22 protein-coding genes are annotated in these 21,122 nt (G+C 44.5%); 18 read left to right on the top strand and 4 right to left on the bottom strand.

The window, feature by feature from the left end:
• Positions 1-14 precede the first annotated feature (14 nt).
• The 4 genes from BMX58_RS03320 (at position 15) to BMX58_RS03305 (ending at position 6,153) form a co-directional block, all read left to right on the top strand.
• Positions 15-1,880, top strand: a complete 1,866-nt coding sequence (locus BMX58_RS03320) for a DUF2207 domain-containing protein (RefSeq protein WP_068621750.1) — start codon at positions 15-17, stop codon at positions 1,878-1,880.
• Positions 1,881-2,001: 121 nt separating this feature from the next.
• On the top strand, positions 2,002-3,531 hold the full coding sequence (locus BMX58_RS03315; protein ID WP_162268599.1) for a pyruvate kinase: 1,530 nt from the start codon (positions 2,002-2,004) through the stop codon (positions 3,529-3,531).
• 149 nt (positions 3,532-3,680) lie between these two features.
• Positions 3,681-4,469, top strand: a complete 789-nt coding sequence (locus BMX58_RS03310; protein ID WP_239420525.1) for an MBL fold metallo-hydrolase — start codon at positions 3,681-3,683, stop codon at positions 4,467-4,469.
• A 406-nt stretch (positions 4,470-4,875) separates the two neighbouring features.
• On the top strand, positions 4,876-6,153 hold the full coding sequence (locus BMX58_RS03305) for a trypsin-like peptidase domain-containing protein (protein ID WP_068621907.1): 1,278 nt from the start codon (positions 4,876-4,878) through the stop codon (positions 6,151-6,153).
• A 566-nt stretch (positions 6,154-6,719) separates the two neighbouring features.
• On the opposite strand, the gene BMX58_RS03300 is transcribed toward BMX58_RS03305, so the two are convergent.
• Together BMX58_RS03300 and BMX58_RS03295 are read right to left on the bottom strand one after the other, a co-directional pair.
• On the bottom strand, positions 6,720-7,388 hold the full coding sequence (locus tag BMX58_RS03300; protein ID WP_068621754.1) for a potassium channel family protein: 669 nt from the start codon (positions 7,386-7,388) through the stop codon (positions 6,720-6,722).
• Positions 7,389-7,412: 24 nt separating this feature from the next.
• Positions 7,413-8,792 (bottom strand): TrkH family potassium uptake protein, encoded by a 1,380-nt coding sequence (locus tag BMX58_RS03295; protein ID WP_084253797.1) that lies wholly within the window; start codon positions 8,790-8,792, stop codon positions 7,413-7,415.
• A 319-nt stretch (positions 8,793-9,111) separates the two neighbouring features.
• Between BMX58_RS03295 and rlmH the strand changes: the two genes are divergently transcribed.
• The gene (gene rlmH / locus BMX58_RS03290; RefSeq protein WP_068621756.1) at positions 9,112-9,591 is read left to right on the top strand and encodes a 23S rRNA (pseudouridine(1915)-N(3))-methyltransferase RlmH; all 480 of its coding nucleotides are present in this window, start codon (positions 9,112-9,114) and stop codon (positions 9,589-9,591) included.
• 322 nt (positions 9,592-9,913) lie between these two features.
• On the opposite strand, the gene BMX58_RS03285 is transcribed toward rlmH, so the two are convergent.
• Positions 9,914-10,474, bottom strand: coding sequence for a TetR/AcrR family transcriptional regulator (locus BMX58_RS03285; protein ID WP_068560325.1), 561 nt, complete (start codon positions 10,472-10,474; stop codon positions 9,914-9,916).
• Positions 10,475-10,659: 185 nt separating this feature from the next.
• On the opposite strand from BMX58_RS03285, the gene BMX58_RS03280 reads away from it, so the two are divergent.
• Genes BMX58_RS03280 through BMX58_RS03270 form a run of 3 tightly spaced genes read left to right on the top strand, consistent with a single transcriptional unit; the run spans position 10,660 to position 13,991 of the window.
• A complete protein-coding gene (locus BMX58_RS03280; protein ID WP_068621758.1) occupies positions 10,660-11,598 on the top strand; it encodes an ABC transporter ATP-binding protein in 939 nt (312 codons plus the stop codon).
• On the top strand, positions 11,585-12,478 hold the full coding sequence (locus BMX58_RS03275; protein WP_068621760.1) for an ABC transporter ATP-binding protein: 894 nt from the start codon (positions 11,585-11,587) through the stop codon (positions 12,476-12,478). The genes BMX58_RS03280 and BMX58_RS03275 overlap by 14 nt, the downstream gene beginning before the upstream one ends.
• A gap of 1 nt (position 12,479) precedes the next feature.
• A complete protein-coding gene (locus BMX58_RS03270; protein ID WP_068621762.1) occupies positions 12,480-13,991 on the top strand; it encodes an ABC transporter permease in 1,512 nt (503 codons plus the stop codon).
• A gap of 612 nt (positions 13,992-14,603) precedes the next feature.
• Here BMX58_RS03270 and BMX58_RS03260 read toward each other — a convergent pair.
• Entirely contained in the window at positions 14,604-15,272 is a 669-nt protein-coding gene (locus BMX58_RS03260; protein WP_068621766.1) for a helix-turn-helix domain-containing protein, read from the bottom strand.
• A gap of 144 nt (positions 15,273-15,416) precedes the next feature.
• Here BMX58_RS03260 and BMX58_RS03255 point away from each other — a divergent pair, with 144 nt between their 5' ends.
• The 10 genes from BMX58_RS03255 (at position 15,417) to BMX58_RS03210 (ending at position 20,840) form a co-directional block, all read left to right on the top strand.
• Entirely contained in the window at positions 15,417-15,845 is a 429-nt protein-coding gene (locus BMX58_RS03255) for a hypothetical protein (protein ID WP_204243748.1), read from the top strand.
• Between the two features lie 137 nt (positions 15,846-15,982).
• Positions 15,983-16,228 (top strand): hypothetical protein, encoded by a 246-nt coding sequence (locus tag BMX58_RS03250; protein ID WP_068621769.1) that lies wholly within the window; start codon positions 15,983-15,985, stop codon positions 16,226-16,228.
• Between the two features lie 68 nt (positions 16,229-16,296).
• A complete protein-coding gene (locus BMX58_RS03245) occupies positions 16,297-16,497 on the top strand; it encodes a hypothetical protein (RefSeq protein WP_068621771.1) in 201 nt (66 codons plus the stop codon).
• Positions 16,498-16,862: 365 nt separating this feature from the next.
• Positions 16,863-17,111 (top strand): Mor transcription activator family protein, encoded by a 249-nt coding sequence (locus BMX58_RS03240; RefSeq protein ID WP_068621773.1) that lies wholly within the window; start codon positions 16,863-16,865, stop codon positions 17,109-17,111.
• Between the two features lie 134 nt (positions 17,112-17,245).
• Positions 17,246-17,722: a hypothetical protein gene (locus tag BMX58_RS03235; protein ID WP_131814032.1), complete on the top strand. Its 477-nt coding sequence runs from the start codon at positions 17,246-17,248 to the stop codon at positions 17,720-17,722.
• A 201-nt stretch (positions 17,723-17,923) separates the two neighbouring features.
• Positions 17,924-18,229, top strand: a complete 306-nt coding sequence (locus tag BMX58_RS03230) for a DUF960 family protein (protein WP_068621777.1) — start codon at positions 17,924-17,926, stop codon at positions 18,227-18,229.
• 20 nt (positions 18,230-18,249) lie between these two features.
• Positions 18,250-18,750 (top strand): JAB domain-containing protein, encoded by a 501-nt coding sequence (locus BMX58_RS03225; protein WP_084253798.1) that lies wholly within the window; start codon positions 18,250-18,252, stop codon positions 18,748-18,750.
• Between the two features lie 113 nt (positions 18,751-18,863).
• The gene (locus tag BMX58_RS03220) at positions 18,864-19,151 is read left to right on the top strand and encodes a hypothetical protein (RefSeq protein ID WP_131814030.1); all 288 of its coding nucleotides are present in this window, start codon (positions 18,864-18,866) and stop codon (positions 19,149-19,151) included.
• 189 nt (positions 19,152-19,340) lie between these two features.
• Positions 19,341-19,880, top strand: a complete 540-nt coding sequence (locus tag BMX58_RS03215) for a DUF1643 domain-containing protein (protein ID WP_068621782.1) — start codon at positions 19,341-19,343, stop codon at positions 19,878-19,880.
• Between the two features lie 96 nt (positions 19,881-19,976).
• Positions 19,977-20,840 carry a hypothetical protein gene (locus tag BMX58_RS03210; RefSeq protein WP_068621783.1) on the top strand — a complete coding sequence of 288 codons (864 nt, stop codon included), beginning with the start codon at positions 19,977-19,979 and terminating at the stop codon, positions 20,838-20,840.
• The last annotated feature ends 282 nt before the right edge of the window (positions 20,841-21,122 follow it).

The following is a 21,122-nucleotide window of genomic DNA, read 5'->3' as shown; positions in this document are numbered from 1 at the left end:
AGGGGAAGGTGACGATGAAACGGATAGGCTCGATTATGCTGTTCCTGTTCTTTTTTTTGATCGGATTTGGACAGAAGGAAGCGCAGGCCCGTTCCTATGAGATTACGAATTATGATGTGCTGGTCGAAATACAGCGGGATGGCAGCGCTTTTTTCACCGAAAGCATCACATACGATTTTGAAGGGGAATTCAATGGTGTGCTGTATGATCTGGATATTTCGGAGGTGGCGGATCCTACCGACGTGAAGGTTTCGATGCAAGGCTACCTGTCGGAAAATCCGTTTCCGTTCGCTTTGAGCGACACGGAGGAATCAGGGACGTTCAAACTGGACAACACCGGCGACTTCCTGAAATTCACCGTCTACAACAAGATGACGGATGAAATCCAGACGGTCATCTATCAATACCGCATTCCTGAAATCGTCACGAATTACAACGACACCGCCGAGTTCAACCGCAAAGTCATCGGTTCCGCATGGGAGGATCCGCTGAATGATGTCGATGTCACCATCCTTTTGCCGGAAGCGACCGGCGAAGAGGAATTGCGCGCTTGGGGCCATGGCGGCGGCGAGAACAGCACGGTGTCGCTGGAGGATAACCAAAAGGTCTCGCTGTACGTCCCGCAGAATCCGGCCAGCCAATTCGTCGAAGCCCATGTGATTTTTCCGACGAGCATCACGGCAGATAACCCGAATGTGGTGAACGAAGACAAATTCGAGGAAATATTGGCGCAGGAAGCCGCCTTGGCTGAAGAAGAGCAACGCAATGCCCTGCTCTTCGGCATCCTCAGTGCGGTGCTGGCCGTAGCAGCACCGATCCTGCCGATTCTGGTCTTCCTTTGGGTGCGGAAAGCCCGGAAAAAAGAAATTCCGCAGGAAATCCATCTGCCGGACCACATCTACGAATTGCCCGAGGATATGACGCCGGCCGTCATGAGCGCTGCGGTCTTCAGCGGGAATGTGCAGGCTGCCGACATTTCGGCGACCATCCTCGATCTGGTGCGGAAAGGCTATCTGACGATTTCGCCGGTTCAGATCCCCCAAAAAGGGCTCTTCGGACGGGAGAAAAAACCGGAAGATTCTTTCCGTCTGACGCAGATCAAGGATACGAAAAACGCCCCGCTCCTGAGCCACGAAAAGCAGCTTTTGGACTGGTTCATCCAGGACGTCGGGGACGGGGAAAGCGTCACGCTCGATGACATCGAGAACATCGCCGACAACTCGGCTGAAGCCAAACGCTTCAATGAGAAACGGGAAACTTGGCAAGAGCGGGTGATGGATGTCGCTTCGCCGAAAAGGAAAAACTATCGGTCCAAGGACAACAAGAAAGCTGTCGCTTTCGCGGCCTTGGCGTTGCTTGCAAACATCGTCCTGCTGCTTGCGATCGTGTTCTTCGGCATCATGGGCGGCACTTTCACCGTCTGGGCGATCATCCTGGCAGTCCTGGGCGTGGCACTCAGCTTCATCCAGCTCCTCATGGTTAGCGTCAAGCCAATCATGACGGCCGACGGTGAACGGGCGAAACAGGAATGGGCGGGTTTCCGCAATATGCTGAAGGACGTGGGGAATTTCCCGATGCGCGAAGTCGGTTCGATCGCTTTATGGGATCATTTCCTGGTCTATGCCGTTTCTCTCGGTGTGGCGGACAAGGTCATGAAGCAGATGCAGGTCGAGTTCCCGGTGAATGAGATCCAGGCTTCCGCTTTCGGCAGCTATTACTACATGAACAACGCCATCTTCCTGTCGTCCTTGAACAACAGCATCAACACCGGCGTAACCAAATCGATGCCGACTTCCTCGAACAGCAGCGGCTTCGGCGGCGGCTTCAGTGGCGGTTCATCCGGCGGGTCGGGTGGCGGTTCCGGCGGCGGAGCCTTCTGACCAATGCCGTCCATACTTTCAAAAACATCCTATTCTGAAGCAGAGCAGGGTGTTTTTGTTTCAGCCAGCAGTCCCTTTTCGGACAAATAATCTTTTGCTTAAAAAAATGAAAGGTCGGGGTGTGGATAAAGTGAAAGAAAAAGAGTGGAATGAGTTGCGGTCATTATATCAGGAGATGCGAGCGCTCCGGGAGTCGGTCCACGAGGAGGGCAATGCCCTTTATGCGGAGTGGGAGCCGAGCATTACCCGGCCGGCTTTCCGGCTGAGCGCGAAAAATCTTGCCTACTATTTGGCTCTGCGCCGCAGGGATATCCGAATGTTGCAGAGCCGTCTGTCGAAATGGGGCCTGTCGTCATTGGGAAGGACGGAATCGAAAGTACTCCAGCAACTGGATGCGATCGTGCGCAACTTGGCGCTGATGGCCGGAGAAATCAAACAACTGGATGACTATCCGAAGACGCCCGAGAAGTTCCCGGGCCGGAAAAAACTGGCGACCGAGGCAAAAGCCTTGCTCGGGGAGGCGCCGGTGCACCGCACGACCCGAATCATGGTCACCCTGCCGGAACAAGCCGCAACAGACAAAGACTTCCTTGTCCGCCTGCTGGAGCGCGGCATGGACATCGCCCGCATCAACTGCGCCCATGATGACAGCGCCGTCTGGCTGCAGATGGTCGAGAACCTGCAGGCTGCCCAAAAAATCGCTGGAAAAAGTTGCCGCATCTACTTCGATATCGCCGGCCCGAAAATCCGGGTCGATGCCGTGCTGAGCGAAAAGGAAAAGCCGCGTTTGAAAGTGGGCGAGCAGTTCTTTCTGACAGCGGATGCCGCCTTCAATGATCTGAAGCACTACCCGATCATTTTGTTCAGCGAAAGCCTGAATCACTTTGATGAACTGGAGATCGACAGCCCGGTCATTCTGGATGATGGGGTTCTGGAAGGCCGTGTTGTGGAGCGGAAACCGCAAGGGGTCGTTGTGCAAGTGAAAAAGACGGCCAGGGCAAAAGGGATCCGGATAAAGCCGGAAAAAGGGCTCAATTTCCCGGATTCCGTGTTCAAGCTGCCGATCCTGACCGAAAAGGACCGTAAGGATCTGCTGGTTGCCGTGGAGGAAGCCGATCTGGTGGGCTTCTCCTTCGTGCGCGGCAGCAAGGATGTCGTCGCCATCCAAAAGGTGCTGACCGAACAAGCCGGAACGGAAGCGGCTGCCGCCATCCCGCTTGTGATCAAGATCGAGACGGTGGAAGCCGTGAATCATCTGCCGGAGCTGATTGTGGCCGCAGCCGGGAAAAACCCATTGGCGATCATGATCGCCCGCGGGGACTTGGCAGCTGAAGCCGGCTTCCTGCGGTTGTCGGAGCTGCAGGAGGAAATACTCTGGATCTGTGAAGCTGCACATATCCCGGTCATCTGGAGCACGCAAGTACTCGAGAACATGGTCAAGAACGGCGTGCCGACGCGGGCGGAGATGTCGGATGCGACGATGGCCGCGCAGGCGGAGTGCGTTATGCTGAACAAGGGTGCTTTCGTGGAAGAGGGGATCACCCTGCTGGATGCGATCCTCGTGCAGAGCCAACAGAACCAGTCCAAGAAAACCGCCCAACTGCGCGCCCTCAAAATCGCCAGAAAAGCCTTGCGCAAAACCAAAAAATGAGCGGCCTTCGGAGCAGCCTGACCAAGCATTGCCGGAAGATTAACTTTTCCTAACAGGGAGAAAAATTACTGGCATTTTCCAAAAAATAAGTTACACTTATGGATGTATTGGAGGGGCTAAGTTTGATTGAGACAATAGAAAAAGAGGGCATGCACGTCAGCTATTTGGCGAGCGGCAGTTCCGGCAACTGCACCTATATCGAGACACCAAAACGGAAAATATTGGTCGACTGCGGGCTGAGCGGCAAAAAGATCGCCGGTCTGATGGAAAAAATCGACCGGAACATTGCGGATGTGGACACGATCCTCGTCACGCATGAACACCGCGATCACGTCCATGGCTTGGGTGTGTTGGCGCGCAAGTACCATATGGATCTGTATGCGAATGAAGCGACCTGGAAGGCGATGGACCACATTATCGGCAATGTCAAAACCGAACAGAAGCACATCTTCGAGATGGGCCAGGTGCTGACTTTGGGTGATGTCGACATCCAGAGTTTCGGCGTTTCCCACGATGCCGCGGAACCGCAGTTCTACTCCTTCCATCATGAAGGCAAGCAGATGGTCATGTTGACCGATACCGGCTATGTCAGCGATCGCTTGCGCGGCCTTTTGCGCGATGCGGATGCCTACCTGATCGAAAGCAACCACGATCTGGAGCTGTTGCGCATGGGGGGATACCCGTGGTCGCTGAAGCAGCGGATTCTGGGCGACGAAGGCCATCTGTCCAATGAGGACGGGGCTGCAGCCATCGCGGAAATGCTGGGCAACCGGACAAAGCGCATCTACCTCGGCCATTTGAGCAGGGACAACAACATCAAGAGCTTGGCGCATCAGACGGCCGAAAGCATCCTGATGCAAAAAGGCATGGGCGTCAATGAAGACTTTTTTGTCTATGATACCGATCCGGACGATCCGACCGAACTTTTCAGAGTTTAGCCGTCAAGCCGGAGCGCATTCGGGAAAGGAGCGGTTCGAGGGATTCCGCTCCTTTTTGTGTACCCGGATATGCTACAATTAAGCCATTGAGTATCGATTTTCCGAAATATTCTCCCATTATCTTCATAATTTATTCAAAATAAGGGACTATACTGAACTCGTAGAACGATAAGGAGGAATCATCATGGACAGGAACGAAGAAAATAACAACAATCCGACCGATCAAGAAAAATCCAACGAACCGGAATCTGAAATGGAATCGACTGCCGCTGAAGCTCCATCTGCTGATCACATTCAGGAAGACTTATCCGAAGAAAGAGAAATAGATGCCGATTTCACTGAAGTCGAAGAAACGGCAAGCAAGAAAGAACCTGAAAAGGAAACAACCGCCAGCGCACGGCCTGTGATGAACAAAGAGGAACGCGCGCGCGTATACAACACCGCAAACGGAAACGAAGATGCTTCCAGACGCCCGAAAGAACGCAAAAATTCGCCCATCAAAAACGGCATCATCGGCGGCTTGATCGGCGGCGGGATGGTTGGTTTGATCGGTGCCGGTTTGCTGTTCGGTTCGGGTATCCTCGGCAACGGTTCCGGAACAGGCAATAACGGCAACACAGCCATCAATGAAACTGTGGCGGATGTCGCCGTCAATGTGACGACCGACACGACTGCCGCTGTGGAAAAAGTGCAGGATGCCGTCGTGTCCATCATCAATATGCAGGAGGGCAGCCAAAACATGTTCGGCTTCGATCTGCCGCAGAATTCCTCCGATACCACAAATGGCACGCTGGAGACATCGAGTGAAGGCAGCGGCGTCATCTATAAGATCGAGGACGACCTCGCCTATATCGTGACGAACAACCACGTCATCGACGGCGCGGATGAACTGGAAATCCTGATGAAAGACGGCACGAAGGAAGTGGCAACCGTCGTCGGAAGTGACATCTGGACCGACCTGGCCGTCCTGACGATACCGGCAACGAATGTCACCGCAGTGGCTTCTTTCGGGGATTCCGACGCAGTCAATGTCGGCGAACCGGCCATCGCAATCGGCTCGCCGCTGGGCACCGAGTTCGCGACCTCAGTCACGCAAGGCATCATCTCAGCCAAAAACCGCTCCGTCTCAACGGATGTGGATGGAGACGGCATTGTCGACTGGGATGTGACAGCGCTGCAGACGGATGCAGCAATCAATCCGGGCAATTCCGGCGGCGCCCTGATCAATATCGCCGGCCAGGTCATCGGCATCAACTCGATGAAGATATCCGACTCCAACGTTGAGGGGATGGGCTTCGCCATCCCGAGCAATGATGCCCTGACCATCATCAACGAGCTGGAACGGAACGGCGAAATCGTCCGTCCGATCCTTGGCGTATCGATGCTTGATCTGTCCCAGATCTCCGCTTCCCAACAAAGTTCCGTTCTCAAACTGCCTGAAGATGTGACGGAAGGCGTCGTCATCGCCGAAGTTCAAGCGCTGTCGGCAGCCGAAATGGGCGGCCTGGAACAGTACGATGTCATCACCGAAATGAACGGCGAAGCCGTAACCGGCATCGTCGACCTGCGCAAGATCCTCTATTCACTGGAAGTCGGCAGCGACGTGGAGATCTCCTACTACCGCGAAGGCACGCTGCAGACTACGACCGTGACCTTGACCGAAGGACAGACTTCGGCTGAATAAACTGTTGCCCCCGCATGGTTTCTCTTATGAGAAACCATGCGGGGTTTTACGTGCTTGGAATACACGAAAAGCGCAAACATCCACATAAATGTGGATAAATTATGTGGAAAAAAAGTATTTGTGTGTAAAACGCGTAAATGGTTATGGGAACAGTGCTTTCTGAAAACGAAAGTTATCCACAGAATCGGGGTCCGTCTGTGGATTTGTTGATTGCCGCATGTGAAAAGAATATTTTTTTTGTTGTTCTGTGAGGGTATTTCGGGTGTTTGGATTGTTCATTTGGGTATGTGCACAACTTTGATCAGTACGGGACAAAGTATTTTCAGGCGGATCAAGATGCTGTGCCGAAAAATAATGCTACCACTAAATAACGGGGGAACGTGTGTGCATGTGGATAACTTTTGTGGATAAGGTGTGGGTTGTGTGTGCGAAATGGGCATAACCGGAGCCGGAATCCAAAAACCGCAGCAAGCATCCTGCACCGGGAAAACCCTGCCAAACGCGCAGCTAAGATGCAGACCAAACAAAAAAGCCGCCCTCAGTGAGGCGGCTCAAGCATGCATAGATCAAGTCAGTTGGTTCAGATAGTCATAACGTTCGAAGACATCGGATTCGGTGATGCCGACAAGCACGATGTCTTTGTCCACAACGTAATCGCCTGTGAAGGACACGTTCAGATGCTCACCGCGGTGCTTGCGGAGACCGATGATATTGATGTCGTATTTGTTGCGCAGGTCCAGATCACCCAGTGTTTTGCCGACCCATTTTGCGGGCGGATAGAATTCGATGATGGAAGTCTGCTCGTCCAGGTTCACGACATCCTCGATGTTTGTGCGCAGAATGTTTTTGGCGACGCGCATCCCGGTTTCCTTTTCAGGCAGGATGACGGTGTCAGCGCCGATCGCTTCCAGCACTTCACGGTAGTTTTTATTTTTGGCTTTTGCGATGACATGTTTGATGCCCAGTTTTTTGCAGTTCATCACGGCCAACACGCTGGCTTCCAACACGGTACCGGTCGCGATCACGACCACATCGCAGTCGGAAAGCCCGATCGACTCCAATAGGGCCAGATCCGTTACGTCTCCGATGATGCCCTTGGCGATGAAAGGCTCCAGCCTGTTCACGTTTTCTGGATCTTTGTCGACAGCGATGACATCTGAATCGAACTCGCTCAATGTTTTAGCAATTGTTGATCCGAAAATACCTAATCCCAAAATTCCAACCAATTTACTCATAGTTTGATACGCTCCTCTTTGCTTTTATCCGATCAGGATATTTCCTTTAGAATATTCAACATCATGAACTTTTTGCGTGCTTCTGGCTAAACTATCCACCAGAGTGATTGGGCCGATCCGGCCGGCGAACATCAAGAACATCAGGATTGCTTGACTGAGGCGGCCTAATGTAGGCGTCAGATTAGCACTGACCCCGACTGTCGCAAGCGCCGAGATTGCTTCAAAAAGAACGTAAATGAAATCCACTTCCGGATTCAGGATGCTCAACAGGCTGGTGCCGATGATGAGCGTCCCCAACAACGCCATAAAGATGACGAAAGCCTGACGGACTTGCTGGCGGCTGATCGTGTGGTTCGCGATATTTACATTGCTCTGCCCACGCAACTCGTTGTAGAGGGTCAGGAAGATGATTGCGAAGGTCGTGGTTTTCAGACCGCCCGCGGTACCGCCTGGAGAACCTCCGATGAACATCGTCAGGACGAACCAGAAGAGCGTGAACGGGTAGACGGTCGTATAGTCGATGGTCGCGAATCCGGCCGTACGCATAGTGACGGTCTGGAAATAACCAGCCATCAGTTTTTGCGGGAAGGTGAAAGTGCCGATCGAATTGTCATTGTTGTATTCAACAGCGACGAAGAACAGCAGACCGACAAGGATAACCGCAAGAGAAACGCTGATTGCCAAGCGGCTGTGCAAGGATAAAGTACGGAAAAATACCCGTATGCTGGGACGGCATTTTTTGCCCATGTAGCATTTGACGCTTCTCGATACATCGAACCAGACCGAGAAACCGATCCCGCCCAGGATGATCAGCGAGGTGATGGTGAAGTTCACCAATGGGTCGTGGACGTAATCCACAAGACTGACGTTCCCCATCGGATCGAAGCCGGCATTACAGAACGCTGACACCGACAGGAAAAGAGAAGTGAACAAGCCCATCGGCCAACCCATCTCGGGAACAAAGCGGAAAGACAGCAGAATGAAACCGAGTCCTTCAAAAACAGCCGTATATTTCAGGATATCCGAAAGGTATTCCCTGAAGCCGCGCGCATCCCCGCGATTGATCCCTTCCTGGACGGCCAAGCGGTTGCGCAGGCCCATCCGTCCTTTCAGGCGGGTGATGACGGAAGCAATCAGGGTCATCAACCCCACCCCGCCGATCTGCATAAGGATAATCCCCACGACCTGGCCAAAGATCGTGTAGGAATCATGGACAGATTCGGTAAACAAGCCCGTCACACAGACCATCGATATCGCAGTGAACAGATTGTCGAAATAGGTGGCTTCCGAAGTGGGAAGCTGACTGATCGGCAGCGTCAACAGAATCGATCCGGTAAAGATGACAAAAGCGAAGCTCGTGGCGATCTTTTGTGACACAGACCAACTCGAAAATTTCTTTAACACAATGTTCCAAATCTCCTCTCAAATAGCACGCGGATAGGATTTGATATTATTATAATGCTACCGCATGATAAAGCAACTCAAAAGCATAAGAGTATATTAAATCATTTACAGAAAAAAGCAACTGCTTTCCATGCCATTTTCCGATGAAATTTTGTATTTTCTTCCTATTATAATAAGAATGAACAACAGGTTTGGTTAATAAAAGGATAATCGGCAAATTGGTTCACTATTTTATCAAAAATATCAGAGAAAAAGACGGTTGCGAAAACAGGTATGTTCCCATAGGATAGAAGGTGAGAAGAAAAAGGAGCGAACAATCATGAACATAAAAATCATCACCGTCGGCAAATTGAAGGAAAAGTACCTGAAGGAAGGCATCGCCGAGTACACGAAGCGGCTCGGCAGCTACTGCAAGCTGCAGATCATCGAGGTCGCCGACGAAAAGGCGCCGGAAAACCTGAGCGACAAAGAGATGGAAATGATCAAGGACAAGGAGGGCGAAAAAATCCTCGCCAAAATCCCGGAACAGAGCTACGTCTTCGCGATGGCGATCCAAGGCAAAGAGTACGACTCGGTCGAATTCGCCAATGAGATCGACAAACTCGGCACCTCCGGCAAAAGCGACATCGTCTTCATCATCGGCGGCTCGCTCGGCCTCAGCCAAGCCGTCCTCACCCGCGCCAACCAGCACATCTCCTTCGGCAAGCTGACCTACCCGCACCAACTGATGCGGCTGGTGCTTGTCGAGCAGATCTACCGCGCTTTTAGGATTATTCATGGGCATGCTTATCATAAATGAGGTCATTTTTTTTGGGAGAATGGCGGTGTGACGGCATTCCTGAGTTAGTGACAGAAAAGGTTTGAAAAAGAGAATAGAATCGATAAAGCGGAAAGCCTATGATGACGGGCTTTCCGCTTTTTTTTACCTTCCAATTAACCTACGGAACTAAGACGCTAATCCTGTAAGAAAGGGTTAGCATCTTAGTTTTTTAAGCTTATCGCGTTCGTAACTTAAGAAATTTGCTATTCCTTACGGGTCTGTCATAGTCTTTTAGAATAGTTACAAAATGAGGAATAATCTGCAGTGGGAACAAGCCATTTACGCAAAATTGTTAATGCTGTCAACGAAGTCTATCCAGTGTTTGCGTATAGAGTTCAATAACTTCTTTACGACTAATTTGACTTTTCTTATCTTTGTACCAAAAAACAGATTGAATCGTGATGCCCATAATAATCTGTCCTTTATAACTTAGTTGCAGAGGCAGTTCCTTGTCAGTGTCCTCTTTTTTTACGTAATTGTTTAACATACTCTTTCCGTATTCCCGTACACTTTCAAGTTCAAAGATGCTGTTCCCATTCGTTTGAATACTGAAAATGAGGTGTAAGAGATTGTCGAATTGATCCAAAAGCTGCTCGAAAACAACAATGAAAAAATCAACACCTTCATCGTTTGACTTTTGAATGGCAAAATCAAATATTTTATTCATCTTGTGTTTAATGAAAAAAGTTATGAAGTCATATTTATCCAAGAAATGCTTGTAGAAAGTGGGGCGACGAATCATGGCAGCATCACATATTTCGGTTACGGATATACTCTCAAATTCTTTTTCTAGTAGTAAGCGTTCAAATGCTTCAACTAGGGCTTTATACGTCTTTTGAACCCTTAAATCTAATTGCTCCATCCTGGGTTTCCTCCTTAAGGAAAACTATCAATTATCAAAAGAATGTAAGTTAAGTATCAAATACCAATTATATGTATCTTGTTCTGCTTTTCGATATTAGTATAATAGAAATTGTAACAAATGTAAATAAAGAAACGAATGTAATTTATCTTACATAAGCAAATTAAAAGAAAGGCAGTGACACTATGTCAGTTATCGAAGTAAGACACGTAACCAAAGATTATGGGCATGGACGGGGAATATTCGATGTTTCCTTTGAGATAGCAGAAGGAGAAGTCTTTGGCTTTCTTGGGCCTAACGGTGCCGGGAAGACCACTACTATCCGCCACTTGATGGGATTTTCCAAGCCTCAAGAAGGGGAACTATATATCAATGGTAAAGACTGTTGGAAATCAGCAGCTATCATTAAACATGATGTTGGGTACTTACCTGGAGAGTTGGCCTTTCCGAAGGGGATGACCGGAGAGGGCTTTATCCAATTCATGGCTGAAGAAAGACAAATCAGCGATATGTCCCGAACAGATTATCTGAAGGAAATGTTTGAATTGGATTCAGCAATGGAAATTGAAGCAATGAGTCTTGGCTCTAAGCGAAAGCTGGCATTGGTGACAGCCTTCATGCATAATCCCAAGGTATTAATTCTGGATGAGCCAACCTCAGGATTGGACCCGGTCATGCAAGAACGTTTCATCCAATTTATTTTGGAAGAAAAAAAAGAAGGAAAGACCATTCTGCTCTCTAGCCACATCTTCAGTGAAGTGGATGCAACGTGTGACCGGATTGCCATAATCAAGGATGGAGTGGTTGTCTCAACTATTGAAGCAGCCAAACTTAAACATAATACAAACAAAACTTTTAAAATAGAGTTTGCGACAAAAAAAGATTACCAACAGTTCCTGGCCCGAACGAAATTTAAAATTCCGGTCGAACGGCCCGATCAGAATCAAGTTAAGTTAAATCTGACAGATGAGACGATGCAACGGTTGTTTACCGAACTAAGTGAAGTAAGTATTCGTTTTATCTCAGAAATTAAATTTACACTGGAAGATTACTTTATGGACTTCTATGATCGTAAGAAATCTATAGCAGCCGGAGAGGAGAACCTAGAACATGGCGTACATTGAAATTAAGCATCTGACAAAGGACTATGGAAAGAAACGCGGTATTTTCGATATGTCATTAGAAGTTGAAAAAGGTGAGATATATGGCTTTGTTGGTGTAAACGGTGCAGGCAAGACCACGGCGATCCGACACATGATGGGCTTTTTAACACCGGATGAAGGAACGGTCACCATTAATGGGCTTGATGCGAACAAAAGTAGTGCAGAGGTAAAGCGCTATGTATCGTATATACCTGGTGAAATTAATTTTCCAGGTAATTCGACCGGAGAGGATTTTATCAAAAATCAGATTTATTTATCAGGTCGAGGTGATTGGGAATATGCAGAGAATGTTATTGACCAGCTCCAATTAGACGCGAAAGCGAATGTCCGAGCCATGAGCAAAGGAATGAAGCAGAAAACCGCTATCGTCTCAGCTTTTGCCTCTGATGCTGATATTTTGATAATGGACGAGCCAACGACAGGACTGGATCCTTTGATGCGGGATATCTTTATCGAGCTATTGAAAGAGGAAAAAGCCAAAGGGAAAACCATTTTTATGTCCAGTCATATTTTCCAAGAAGTGGAAGAGGTCTGTGACCGCGTCGCAATCATTCGTGATGGGATGATCATTGATGTGATTGATATGAAGGACATCCGCTATAACAAGATGAAAACTTATAAAATGGAGTTTAAATCGATTGAAGATTTCGAGCACTTCCGCAGTCTCGGTTATGACCTACATCGGGTTAAGGTGGACGACCTGCAATTAAACATCATGATTCATGATCAAGATATTAATCGTTTGATCCAAGATTTAAAGAACTTTAAATTAGTGTATTTCAAGGAAATTAAAGTCACATTCGAAGATTATGTCACGCAAGTGTTCAAGGGGGAAAAATAAGATGTTCTCAAAACCAATTTTTAAGCAAAGTATTCAAGCCAATTGGAAGCTCTGGGTTATTATTACTTTCGTTGCAGCGATGATCCTATCGGCCTTTACGGTAACTTTTGATGCAGAAGGCTTCGCGGCAATCGCATCTGCTGCTGAAGGGACAAGATTTTCTAATATCTTATCAACGATGACAAGCTTATTGGGAAGTCTGGAAAACTTCTATAAACTGATTGCCGTTATCCTGGGAATTGTCTACGTCGTGTTCACCGCAAACAACCTGGTGGTTAATGAAGTGGATTCTGGCTCAATGGCCTATACCTTATCCACTCCGATTAAACGGTCCAGTGTTATTTTTACTAAATCGATCTTTTTGGTCCTTTCCATTGTTTTGATGTATGGAATCATTGGATCCACCGGTCTGGTTGCAGCCCAACTTAAGTATCAAAACGTCACCGGCTATACCATTACCGATGATGTGCGGGCAGCCGCTGAGGCATTGAATCAAGATGAGGGCTATATATCCGAGCGTATGTATCTAATTTTGGAAAACGATCATGCCATGCGGGAAGCAGCTGCAGTCAGAAATATGGATACCGAAGCCTATACGATCTATCTTGAGAGTGTCATCAATGACCGCTCCTATGAGGAAGCCGCAGCAGTCATCACCGATGAACGCTGGGATATCTACAAAGATGATGAAGACATGGAAGACGAAGATATTGAAATCACTGCGGAGGAATTGGCCGCCGACCCCACCATGCTTCTGTTAAGTAACGATGCCCTTGTTACTGGCGCAAAAGTAACAGGCTTGTCAGTGAATGAATACCAACAATTTATCAATAATGAAATAGTTTCACTTGAACAGGAAACTGAAGTCGCCGTTAAAGAGGAAAAAACACCAAATGAAGAGGGTACAGAAGCGACTGCACAACCGGCTACACAACCGACTGTCATGGTATCCGAAGATAATGCCGATATCTTAATGCAATTAGTGATTGAGTCTTCAGCGAAAGCTTTGAATATGGAGACTGATCAAGTTGCGGATAAGATTGCCTTGATTAAAGATCCAGTGGCACTAGAAGCGGCGATGGTAGCAACGGATTTAACCGAGCAACAAATCATTACAATGGCTAATAATGGCATGGTCAGCTCTGCCAAAGCGGTCGATGAAGCGTTGGAATTTGATGCTGAAGCGTATATTTGGTTAAGTGTCGGACTTTTGTTGTTGATATTGGCTCTTAGTTCGATTTCCTTTTTTGCATCAACGCTATTCAACCGTACAGGTTTAGCTTTAGCTATTGGTGGCGGAATTCCATTTACATTCTTTATTATTACCATGGTACAACAATTGATGGATACATCAGAAAATCTCGAGTATCTGACTATAACGACTCTATTTGATACTGAAGCAATTCTAACAGGTGGAGATTTTGGTTGGGGATTGGTGGCTTTAGGAGGCATTACCTTCGTCTTGTATGCAGCCTCTAATGTCATTTTTACCAAGAAGGATTTGCCACTATAGAAAGACTGGTCATGTACATAATTATGAAAATAAAATCAAGTTATTAAGTACGGGATTAAGTGAATGCAGAGGAATTTTGAGTAGTTGCGAATTCAAAAAAATTGTTCGTTTTAAGAACCACGACGCGTTGAATTCTTTTTATCTCCCTCCAATTTAAGACTAGTGGCAGAGGTTTAGTTACCAACACCGAAAATGATAGAATTAAAAATCCAAAAAGTACCAGCGGACCATCTAATGAAGTGATTTCGGGATGGTTTTTAGGGGATGTTTCGAGCTTAAAAAAGCCGATAAGATTCACCGTGGGTTTTGGATTATGCAGGGACATACGAATCAGAACACGTTTGAGAAGTCATTTTTTGAAGGAAATGGTGTTGTGCCAATATTTCTGAGTGAGCTACAGAAATGCCTGGAAAAAGAGAATAGAATCGACAAAGCGGAAAGCCTATAGTGACGGGCTTTCCGCTTTGTTTTTGCCTTGCATCCTATGGATGGTTTTAACAAAAATGGAGCTACTGTTGATCCCTATAAGGTAAAGTTAGAGATATATTCAGCAGATATTAGATAGAAATTGCCTCGCTGTTGGTTGTGCGAACCAGTAGTGAGGCGATAGTGTTATATGCCGTACTTTTTTTGCAAACTAGTCTCAAAATCTGAAGGTTCACCATCATCAGGTGGAAATTCGATATCGTCTTCAGATAGGCCGATTCCTTCCAAGTGGGCAAAGTATGAGAATGGGTCAAAGTCACCAACGAAAGCTTCGCAATAGGACAGTTCAGCAGCCAAATCGTTGCCAAGGGAATCCTGAGTAAAATGCTTTGCAACAACTTGCAAGATTGCAACAACCATTTCCTGCCGGAACGTAATACGATCCCTTGGAGGCAGTGTTCTAAACTGTTCCATCGTGATATTGTTCATTGTGAGTATATTTTCAAAATAAGAAGTGTAATCGATGTCACTTCTTGCTTTCAAAAGGTATGGGTATTTTTCTGGATTTATGTTGGCTTTGGAAAGAGAACGTAAATAGGCATTCTTAATTTGGTCTGCTTTAGTATCATACACACCGGAAAGGTAATCTGGATGAACATTTAAGAATTTTGCAATCTTATTAAGAAGGTCTGGTGGTATTTCACCCTTATCCAAATAGCGTCGTATGGTTTTTTCTGTGCGTTCAATTTCGTCGTAAGCATTTCCCAACTTGCGAATACTGCATTTTCGGAGCTTTAGCACTTCCATGAAACGTTTCTTATTAACGGGCACTGTTGCTGTAGATTTATTTCCCATGTGTTGTTCCCCCTCTGTACGGACATTTTATGGAAAAACGCCGCAGCCGGTTTTATTGACTTTGCGAACGTTAATTTCTATAATTTGATTATAACAAGTGCGGACATCAATGTCTATGTTTAGGATTTTAGGAGGGTCATACTGATGGAAGAAAAACAGACTTTTATCAAATGGGTTAAGGCGCATAAGAAGGAGCTCGTAGTTGCAGGAGTAAGCGTTGCTGCATTAATTGGTATCATCGTAGGGGTTAAGCACAAGGATTCTATTTTAGTTTTATGGGATTCCCTGAAGAAAGATGTTGTGGAGCTTCCTACCCAAAGTGCAGGAAAATCGATTCCGATGGCTGAGTCCATAGCAGAAATGAAAATCATTGAATTTCCTATAAATAGAAATTTGCAGAATCCCTTTGATGTGCATGACCATATACGAAATTTGCCAAATGGAAATCATGCATCCCTTGAGAAACTAGCTTCGGCAGCAGAACATGGGTATACACTTCAACCGGGTCAAACATGGGTTGAGGGATATGCAAAAGGCGGTAAGGCAGTACAAAATGGGAAGGTTTTATTGTAGGTAGAATGTCAGCAAGATTCCTAGCTCAGCAGATCGGTAAAACACATCATGGGTGCATGTGTGACATTACGTTTAGGTTGCAAAAGTTAAATTTGAAAGGAAATACCTGATTACAGTAAACAATAGAGGTGAAGAAAATGAAGTATCATGTTATTAGCGCAAAAAGGTTTGGCTGGGAAGATATGTATGATCACTTTTTCTTTGCGACATCTGAGTTTAGTGAGCACGAGGCGCTGGCTCAATTTGAACCTGTAGAAAAGATGACTGAGAAAAATGGTAGAGTCTTTCCTTATATAGGTTATGAATTCGACGGGGAAACATTCTATAGTGTCGAATACCGCGGTACTGCTACCCAACAAGAATATGATGATTTCAAAGACTAATGATTTTCCGGTTGTAAAGCATAGGGTATAAAAACCAGTTGTATAAAATATATTGAGGAGGGGTAATAATGTTTGGAAGAGAGAAAAAAGATAAGAAGGTTTCAGAGGTTGAGAATTATGGACTCGTCTTAGATGAAGAATTCGAAGATGATGAAGATGAAAGTTTAAGTGTATATGATGCAGCAGACATCTATTTCTCAAACGGACAGGATGAAGACTATATGTTTGGCTATACACACGAAGAATTGGTTAGAGCTCACAAAAATTAGTTACAAATAACTCAACTTTAGGAAGGGCCAAGATTCCACGCGGATCTTGGCCTATTTTTTTTACCTATAATGTATTTTAAAAACGACAGATGAGAGGATTTAAACGCTTTCAGTCCAGCGTTTGTATTGAGTAACGAAGTAGTTTTGAAATATATATTATCACCCTGAAACTAAATCTGATTATTTGATTGTCAGAGTACAAGAATGGGGGTGGTCTTCATGGTTTGCAAGAAAGAACTGTACTTTAGAACAATTTTTTTGAAAAACACATGAATAACGACAAGTAAAATGCAAGGAAATCTGCATTACTAAGCGCTTTTAAGGTTTGTTACAATATTTACATATTATTACTGATAGGAGATACCATGAAGCTTGAATATGAAGTTCTACATCCATTTTATAAAACTCTGTATGATCTAGTCGGTCAGGAAAATATGTTGAAAATCTATGATGAATACCGAGGCATGCAAATTTCAGTCCCAATGAAACTGTATGACCGAAATCTTGCGGCGGAGAAAATCAGAAAAGAGTACGATGGGACTAATTTGGCTGAGCTGACGAAGAGATATGGGTACTCACAACGATGGGGTTCAAATTTAATAAAGGATAAATAATTTCTTTTTAAAGAGGGATGGTTTGGGGGCGTTCTCAGTTTGTGGATAATGGGATTTGTTCTATATCGGTTTCACAAAAATATAGAAATACAGTTCTTAGTAATAAAAGATCTGAATAATGTTGAATGGTGTAGATGACTAAAAAATTAGGAGTGATTAATATGGACGCTTTTTACAAATACTCTGCAGAAAAAGAAGAATTGTTAATTGAAAAACTAAAAGAGTTATCAGATAAGTCTAATCTTCAGTTTACGGTTGAAACCCACATTGATGAAGACGCTGAGGCGCAATATAAACATGCAACAGGAATTGCTATGAAAGATCCTAGTGGCAAAAGAGGTAGAGTAATATTTCTTTGGAAACATGTTAATCAAGCCACTGTAAGAATTCAAGAAATGAATTTGGATAAAGCACTAAAAAATAGTAACAATTTTTTGCTAGGCACTGGGACTTTTATAACTTTACTTGCGGGAGGACCAGTAACATTTCTGGTCGGTGTAGGGTATACTGCATATGGAATAAAAGGGAAATTAAAAGAGAAAGCTTTTAATAAACATATTCATTCAATGATCACGGATATTTTCGAATTGGAAGAAATTCAATCAATATAACTGTGATTAAACATGATGACAAAATCATTGTGAAGTGTGGAAAAGTAATATTCAGCAATAACTAAGGCATACGAAATAAAAATGAACTCAAATATATATAATAACTTTGAAACATCAGGTAAAAAGAAGGCCAAGATTCCATAAGCGGATCTTGACCTTTTTCTTTTTGCCTAAAAATAACGAGTGGAAGAGGGATTAAATATGTTTCAATCCAAAAATAACCGCTATGTCACCAGAAGTGTGGATAATACCGTACCAATCGAAACGCAGTTCTTTCTGTGGTCCCTAATAGACGAGCAAGTACAGAACGGTAACACCTTGGACTATTTCCAAAAATTTGAGTTGAAGGCTACAGAAAAAGGTCAAGAGATTCTGCATAGTCAAGAGGAGCCACAGTGGAGCCAAGTAACAGTAATGGCGGTTCCTAGCGAATGCTGCATCAATAAAACCATCTGGGTGATTGACAGCGATGATTACCAAACCATGCTCTTTCCGGAAGAATACTAATCAGAAACGGGGAATTCAAAATGAAAAACGAATACAATAACCAAACGAAACAACACACGTTCGAAGAACTAGCCCTTACAGCAGCTAAACGGGTGGATATCGTGAAGATCCAGATGGTGAAAGACAAATCCTTACTGTACAAGTACCGTGCCATCAGCTGCCCGAACGATGCCTACCAATTGATGCGCCAGTTTTTGGGGGATGTTGATCGTGAATACCTGATTGTGCTGTGTTTGAATACTAAAAACGAGCCCACAAACATTAATTGCTGTCACATCGGTAGCATCAACTCATCCATTGCGCATCCGCGTGAAATATTCAAGACAGCTATACTCTCCAATGCAGCCCGCATCATGGTAGGACACACACATCCAAGTGGGAATCCTGAACCATCTGAAGCGGACCTTGTGACGACAGCAAGACTAACTGAAGCAGGTGAACTCTTGGGCATCGATGTGCTGGACCACATCATATTGGGCGATGATGATTTTGTATCGTTGAAAACAGGCGGGTATATGTAAAAACAAAATTAGTAATGAAAAATCCCAAGAGAAGTAATCTAATTTTTACAAAGACGTGGTGTGCCTTGCTGAAGGCTGGGGCGTCTGATGGCAAGGAAAGAGGAGAATTTGAGATGGATAAACTACAGTATGTAATGGATTTGATGCACAATCATTTCGGGTGTACCACCAATAGCGCTGACTACGCGACGGAAAGCATTTTGTTGTTCCGAGATGAATTAGATGCGAATCTTTTGCCGGATATTTTCGATAAACTCTGTATAGAAAATGAAGTATTGGTTCACTATTTTAGTGTAGGAATTTACGTTGTATATATTATCACCGATGTATGTGACCTGAAGTGTAAGTTGCTTGGCGTGCTGCAAGGTCACAAGCTTATTTACTATCAATTGTTTGATTGAGGAGGATGGATAAATGGAAAAGAAGTTATGGATAATTATTCTTGAAGGTCTGAGAGTCATTTCGGATTTATTGACAAAAGATGAGCGAAAGGATTGATATAGAGATGGAGAGATTATTTTTAAGGCTAGTTGCCTGTATTGCAATTATACTAATAGAAGAATTGTTACATATAGAAGGAGATTTATAATATGGTGAAACGAATAGAGTCAAGCATTACTGTGGAATTAATAGAGTCAGACGATACGATGCATAGATATGTTTTACATAAGTTATGGGATGATCAAAAGCCATGTTGTACTATTATTACACTTTATCCTGGATCAGCTGAATTAGTAGTTTTGGACACGACACAGATGTTACTGACCAATAACCTCCATAGTAGAGGATATGGAGGTTATTATAGCGTGAATTTATTTTCGAAATTAGGTCTATCGGAGCGCGACAGGCGAGAAATATCAAACGCAACGGATAGGGAGAACGATAAGGCAATTCTCACGTGTGCAAAAAAATCGTCAGAAATCATTTTTGCTTGGGGAAGTTTGCCGAATACGAATGCAATGGTCAAAAAACGAGTAGATGAATTGCTTTCTAAACTACATACGCAGTTACATAAATGCTATTACCTAACAAACGCTGAAGGAGAAAATTATTATCATCCCCTAGCAACAAGTGTACGATATGATTGGAATCTGTTGAAATGTAATGTGGATATTGACGATGTAACCTAGTGAATATTTTCTCTGTCTGGATGTCTTTTGATGCTATAGAGAGTGAAGGGAAATATGTTATATTAAAAGCATGAAAAAAATCATTGGAGTGATAACATGATGCATGCAATTACAGGGAAAGACTGTTTTTATGGAATAAAAAAGAACGATATTACTTTGGGGTTTTACGAGCAAACCACAAGAAAACGTGCTTTTCAAGGAGCGCTAAGGTTAATGGGAAAAATAGTTTCTTATAACGATAAACTCGAAGAAGGAATAAAGAATAGATTTCCCACCTGTAATGCCTCAACTCGATCTCAGCAAGACAGAGAAACATTTGAAGGAATCGAAGGTTTATTCCTCTTTGCTCTAATAGAATTCTACATTTGTGAAGATTATGATCAACCAACTTTTAAATTTTATACCTATCTCGAAAAAGAAAATAACTACTATACTCTAATTCAAAATCGTAATCTTCATATAGATCAAGACTACTTATATGAAGAAAAAATAAGGTTTATTAATCAATTTAAAGATTATACTGAATCATTACAAAGCAGATGGCAGAACTTTATAATAGAAGTGGATATTGAGAATTATCTTGCAACATATAATGACCAAATAAATAATGCGCTAGAAAGAAATTTGCCAAGATTTAGACATTGGTATGGTACAAGGCGCGAGTTCCAAGAAGGAACAAAGAATCTTTACGCTTTTTTCAAGGAATTCTTCGCGCAGGATCAAGAAACAATTGATAGCGATGTCAATCTGATTAATAAAATGGTAGAAAGGTATGTTTTCTTTGGACTTTATGACTATGTGTATACACAAGAAGAAGTAGAAGAAGCGAAGAAAAATCGGGATGGATGGCAAGAAGTAATGGATTTACTTGCGGAATTACAAGCTAATTTTTCAGAAGACACGTCTTCTATGGAGTTAAAACAAAAAGTGAAAAAAATAATGTCAGATTATCTAGAATGAACTAAATCTGAATCATTTTTATGCGGTAGGATATTTGATTTATTACGATTAAACATGAAAATACACCGATCTAATATTACAATTAGTAGGCACGCTATATCGAAGTCTGTTTGTTTCCGTAGGAGGCCTATGGGAGCAAGCTCACTTTGTTTTAGCGTGCCTTTTGAGTAGTTCCAAATCTATATTAATCTCTTTTTTTTGCGTGTACACTGACCTTGTAAGCAACAGAGCGCTCAGTTGTGAAACACAAACGACACGCATCGATTATTATTTTACCAGCAA

The organism is Trichococcus ilyis, from assembly GCF_900109135.1.
GTDB lineage: Bacteria > Bacillota > Bacilli > Lactobacillales > Aerococcaceae > Trichococcus > Trichococcus ilyis.
Note: the sequence above shows the minus strand (reverse complement) of the source record. Positions and strands in the feature narration are given on the sequence as shown.

Coding starts and splice junctions, on each gene's coding strand:
- BMX58_RS03320 (WP_068621750.1), top strand. CDS start 15: ATGAAACGGATAGGCTCGATTATGCTGTTCCTGTTCTTTTTTTTGATC.
- BMX58_RS03310 (WP_239420525.1), top strand. CDS start 3,681: ATGCACGTCAGCTATTTGGCGAGCGGCAGTTCCGGCAACTGCACCTAT.
- BMX58_RS03305 (WP_068621907.1), top strand. CDS start 4,876: ATGAACAAAGAGGAACGCGCGCGCGTATACAACACCGCAAACGGAAAC.
- BMX58_RS03300 (WP_068621754.1), bottom strand. CDS start 7,388: ATGAGTAAATTGGTTGGAATTTTGGGATTAGGTATTTTCGGATCAACA.
- rlmH (WP_068621756.1), top strand. CDS start 9,112: ATGAACATAAAAATCATCACCGTCGGCAAATTGAAGGAAAAGTACCTG.
- BMX58_RS03285 (WP_068560325.1), bottom strand. CDS start 10,474: ATGGAGCAATTAGATTTAAGGGTTCAAAAGACGTATAAAGCCCTAGTT.
- BMX58_RS03280 (WP_068621758.1), top strand. CDS start 10,660: ATGTCAGTTATCGAAGTAAGACACGTAACCAAAGATTATGGGCATGGA.
- BMX58_RS03275 (WP_068621760.1), top strand. CDS start 11,585: ATGGCGTACATTGAAATTAAGCATCTGACAAAGGACTATGGAAAGAAA.
- BMX58_RS03270 (WP_068621762.1), top strand. CDS start 12,480: ATGTTCTCAAAACCAATTTTTAAGCAAAGTATTCAAGCCAATTGGAAG.
- BMX58_RS03260 (WP_068621766.1), bottom strand. CDS start 15,272: ATGGGAAATAAATCTACAGCAACAGTGCCCGTTAATAAGAAACGTTTC.
- BMX58_RS03255 (WP_204243748.1), top strand. CDS start 15,417: ATGGAAGAAAAACAGACTTTTATCAAATGGGTTAAGGCGCATAAGAAG.
- BMX58_RS03250 (WP_068621769.1), top strand. CDS start 15,983: ATGAAGTATCATGTTATTAGCGCAAAAAGGTTTGGCTGGGAAGATATG.
- BMX58_RS03245 (WP_068621771.1), top strand. CDS start 16,297: ATGTTTGGAAGAGAGAAAAAAGATAAGAAGGTTTCAGAGGTTGAGAAT.
- BMX58_RS03240 (WP_068621773.1), top strand. CDS start 16,863: ATGAAGCTTGAATATGAAGTTCTACATCCATTTTATAAAACTCTGTAT.
- BMX58_RS03235 (WP_131814032.1), top strand. CDS start 17,246: ATGACTAAAAAATTAGGAGTGATTAATATGGACGCTTTTTACAAATAC.
- BMX58_RS03230 (WP_068621777.1), top strand. CDS start 17,924: ATGTTTCAATCCAAAAATAACCGCTATGTCACCAGAAGTGTGGATAAT.
- BMX58_RS03225 (WP_084253798.1), top strand. CDS start 18,250: ATGAAAAACGAATACAATAACCAAACGAAACAACACACGTTCGAAGAA.
- BMX58_RS03220 (WP_131814030.1), top strand. CDS start 18,864: ATGGATAAACTACAGTATGTAATGGATTTGATGCACAATCATTTCGGG.
- BMX58_RS03215 (WP_068621782.1), top strand. CDS start 19,341: ATGGTGAAACGAATAGAGTCAAGCATTACTGTGGAATTAATAGAGTCA.
- BMX58_RS03210 (WP_068621783.1), top strand. CDS start 19,977: ATGATGCATGCAATTACAGGGAAAGACTGTTTTTATGGAATAAAAAAG.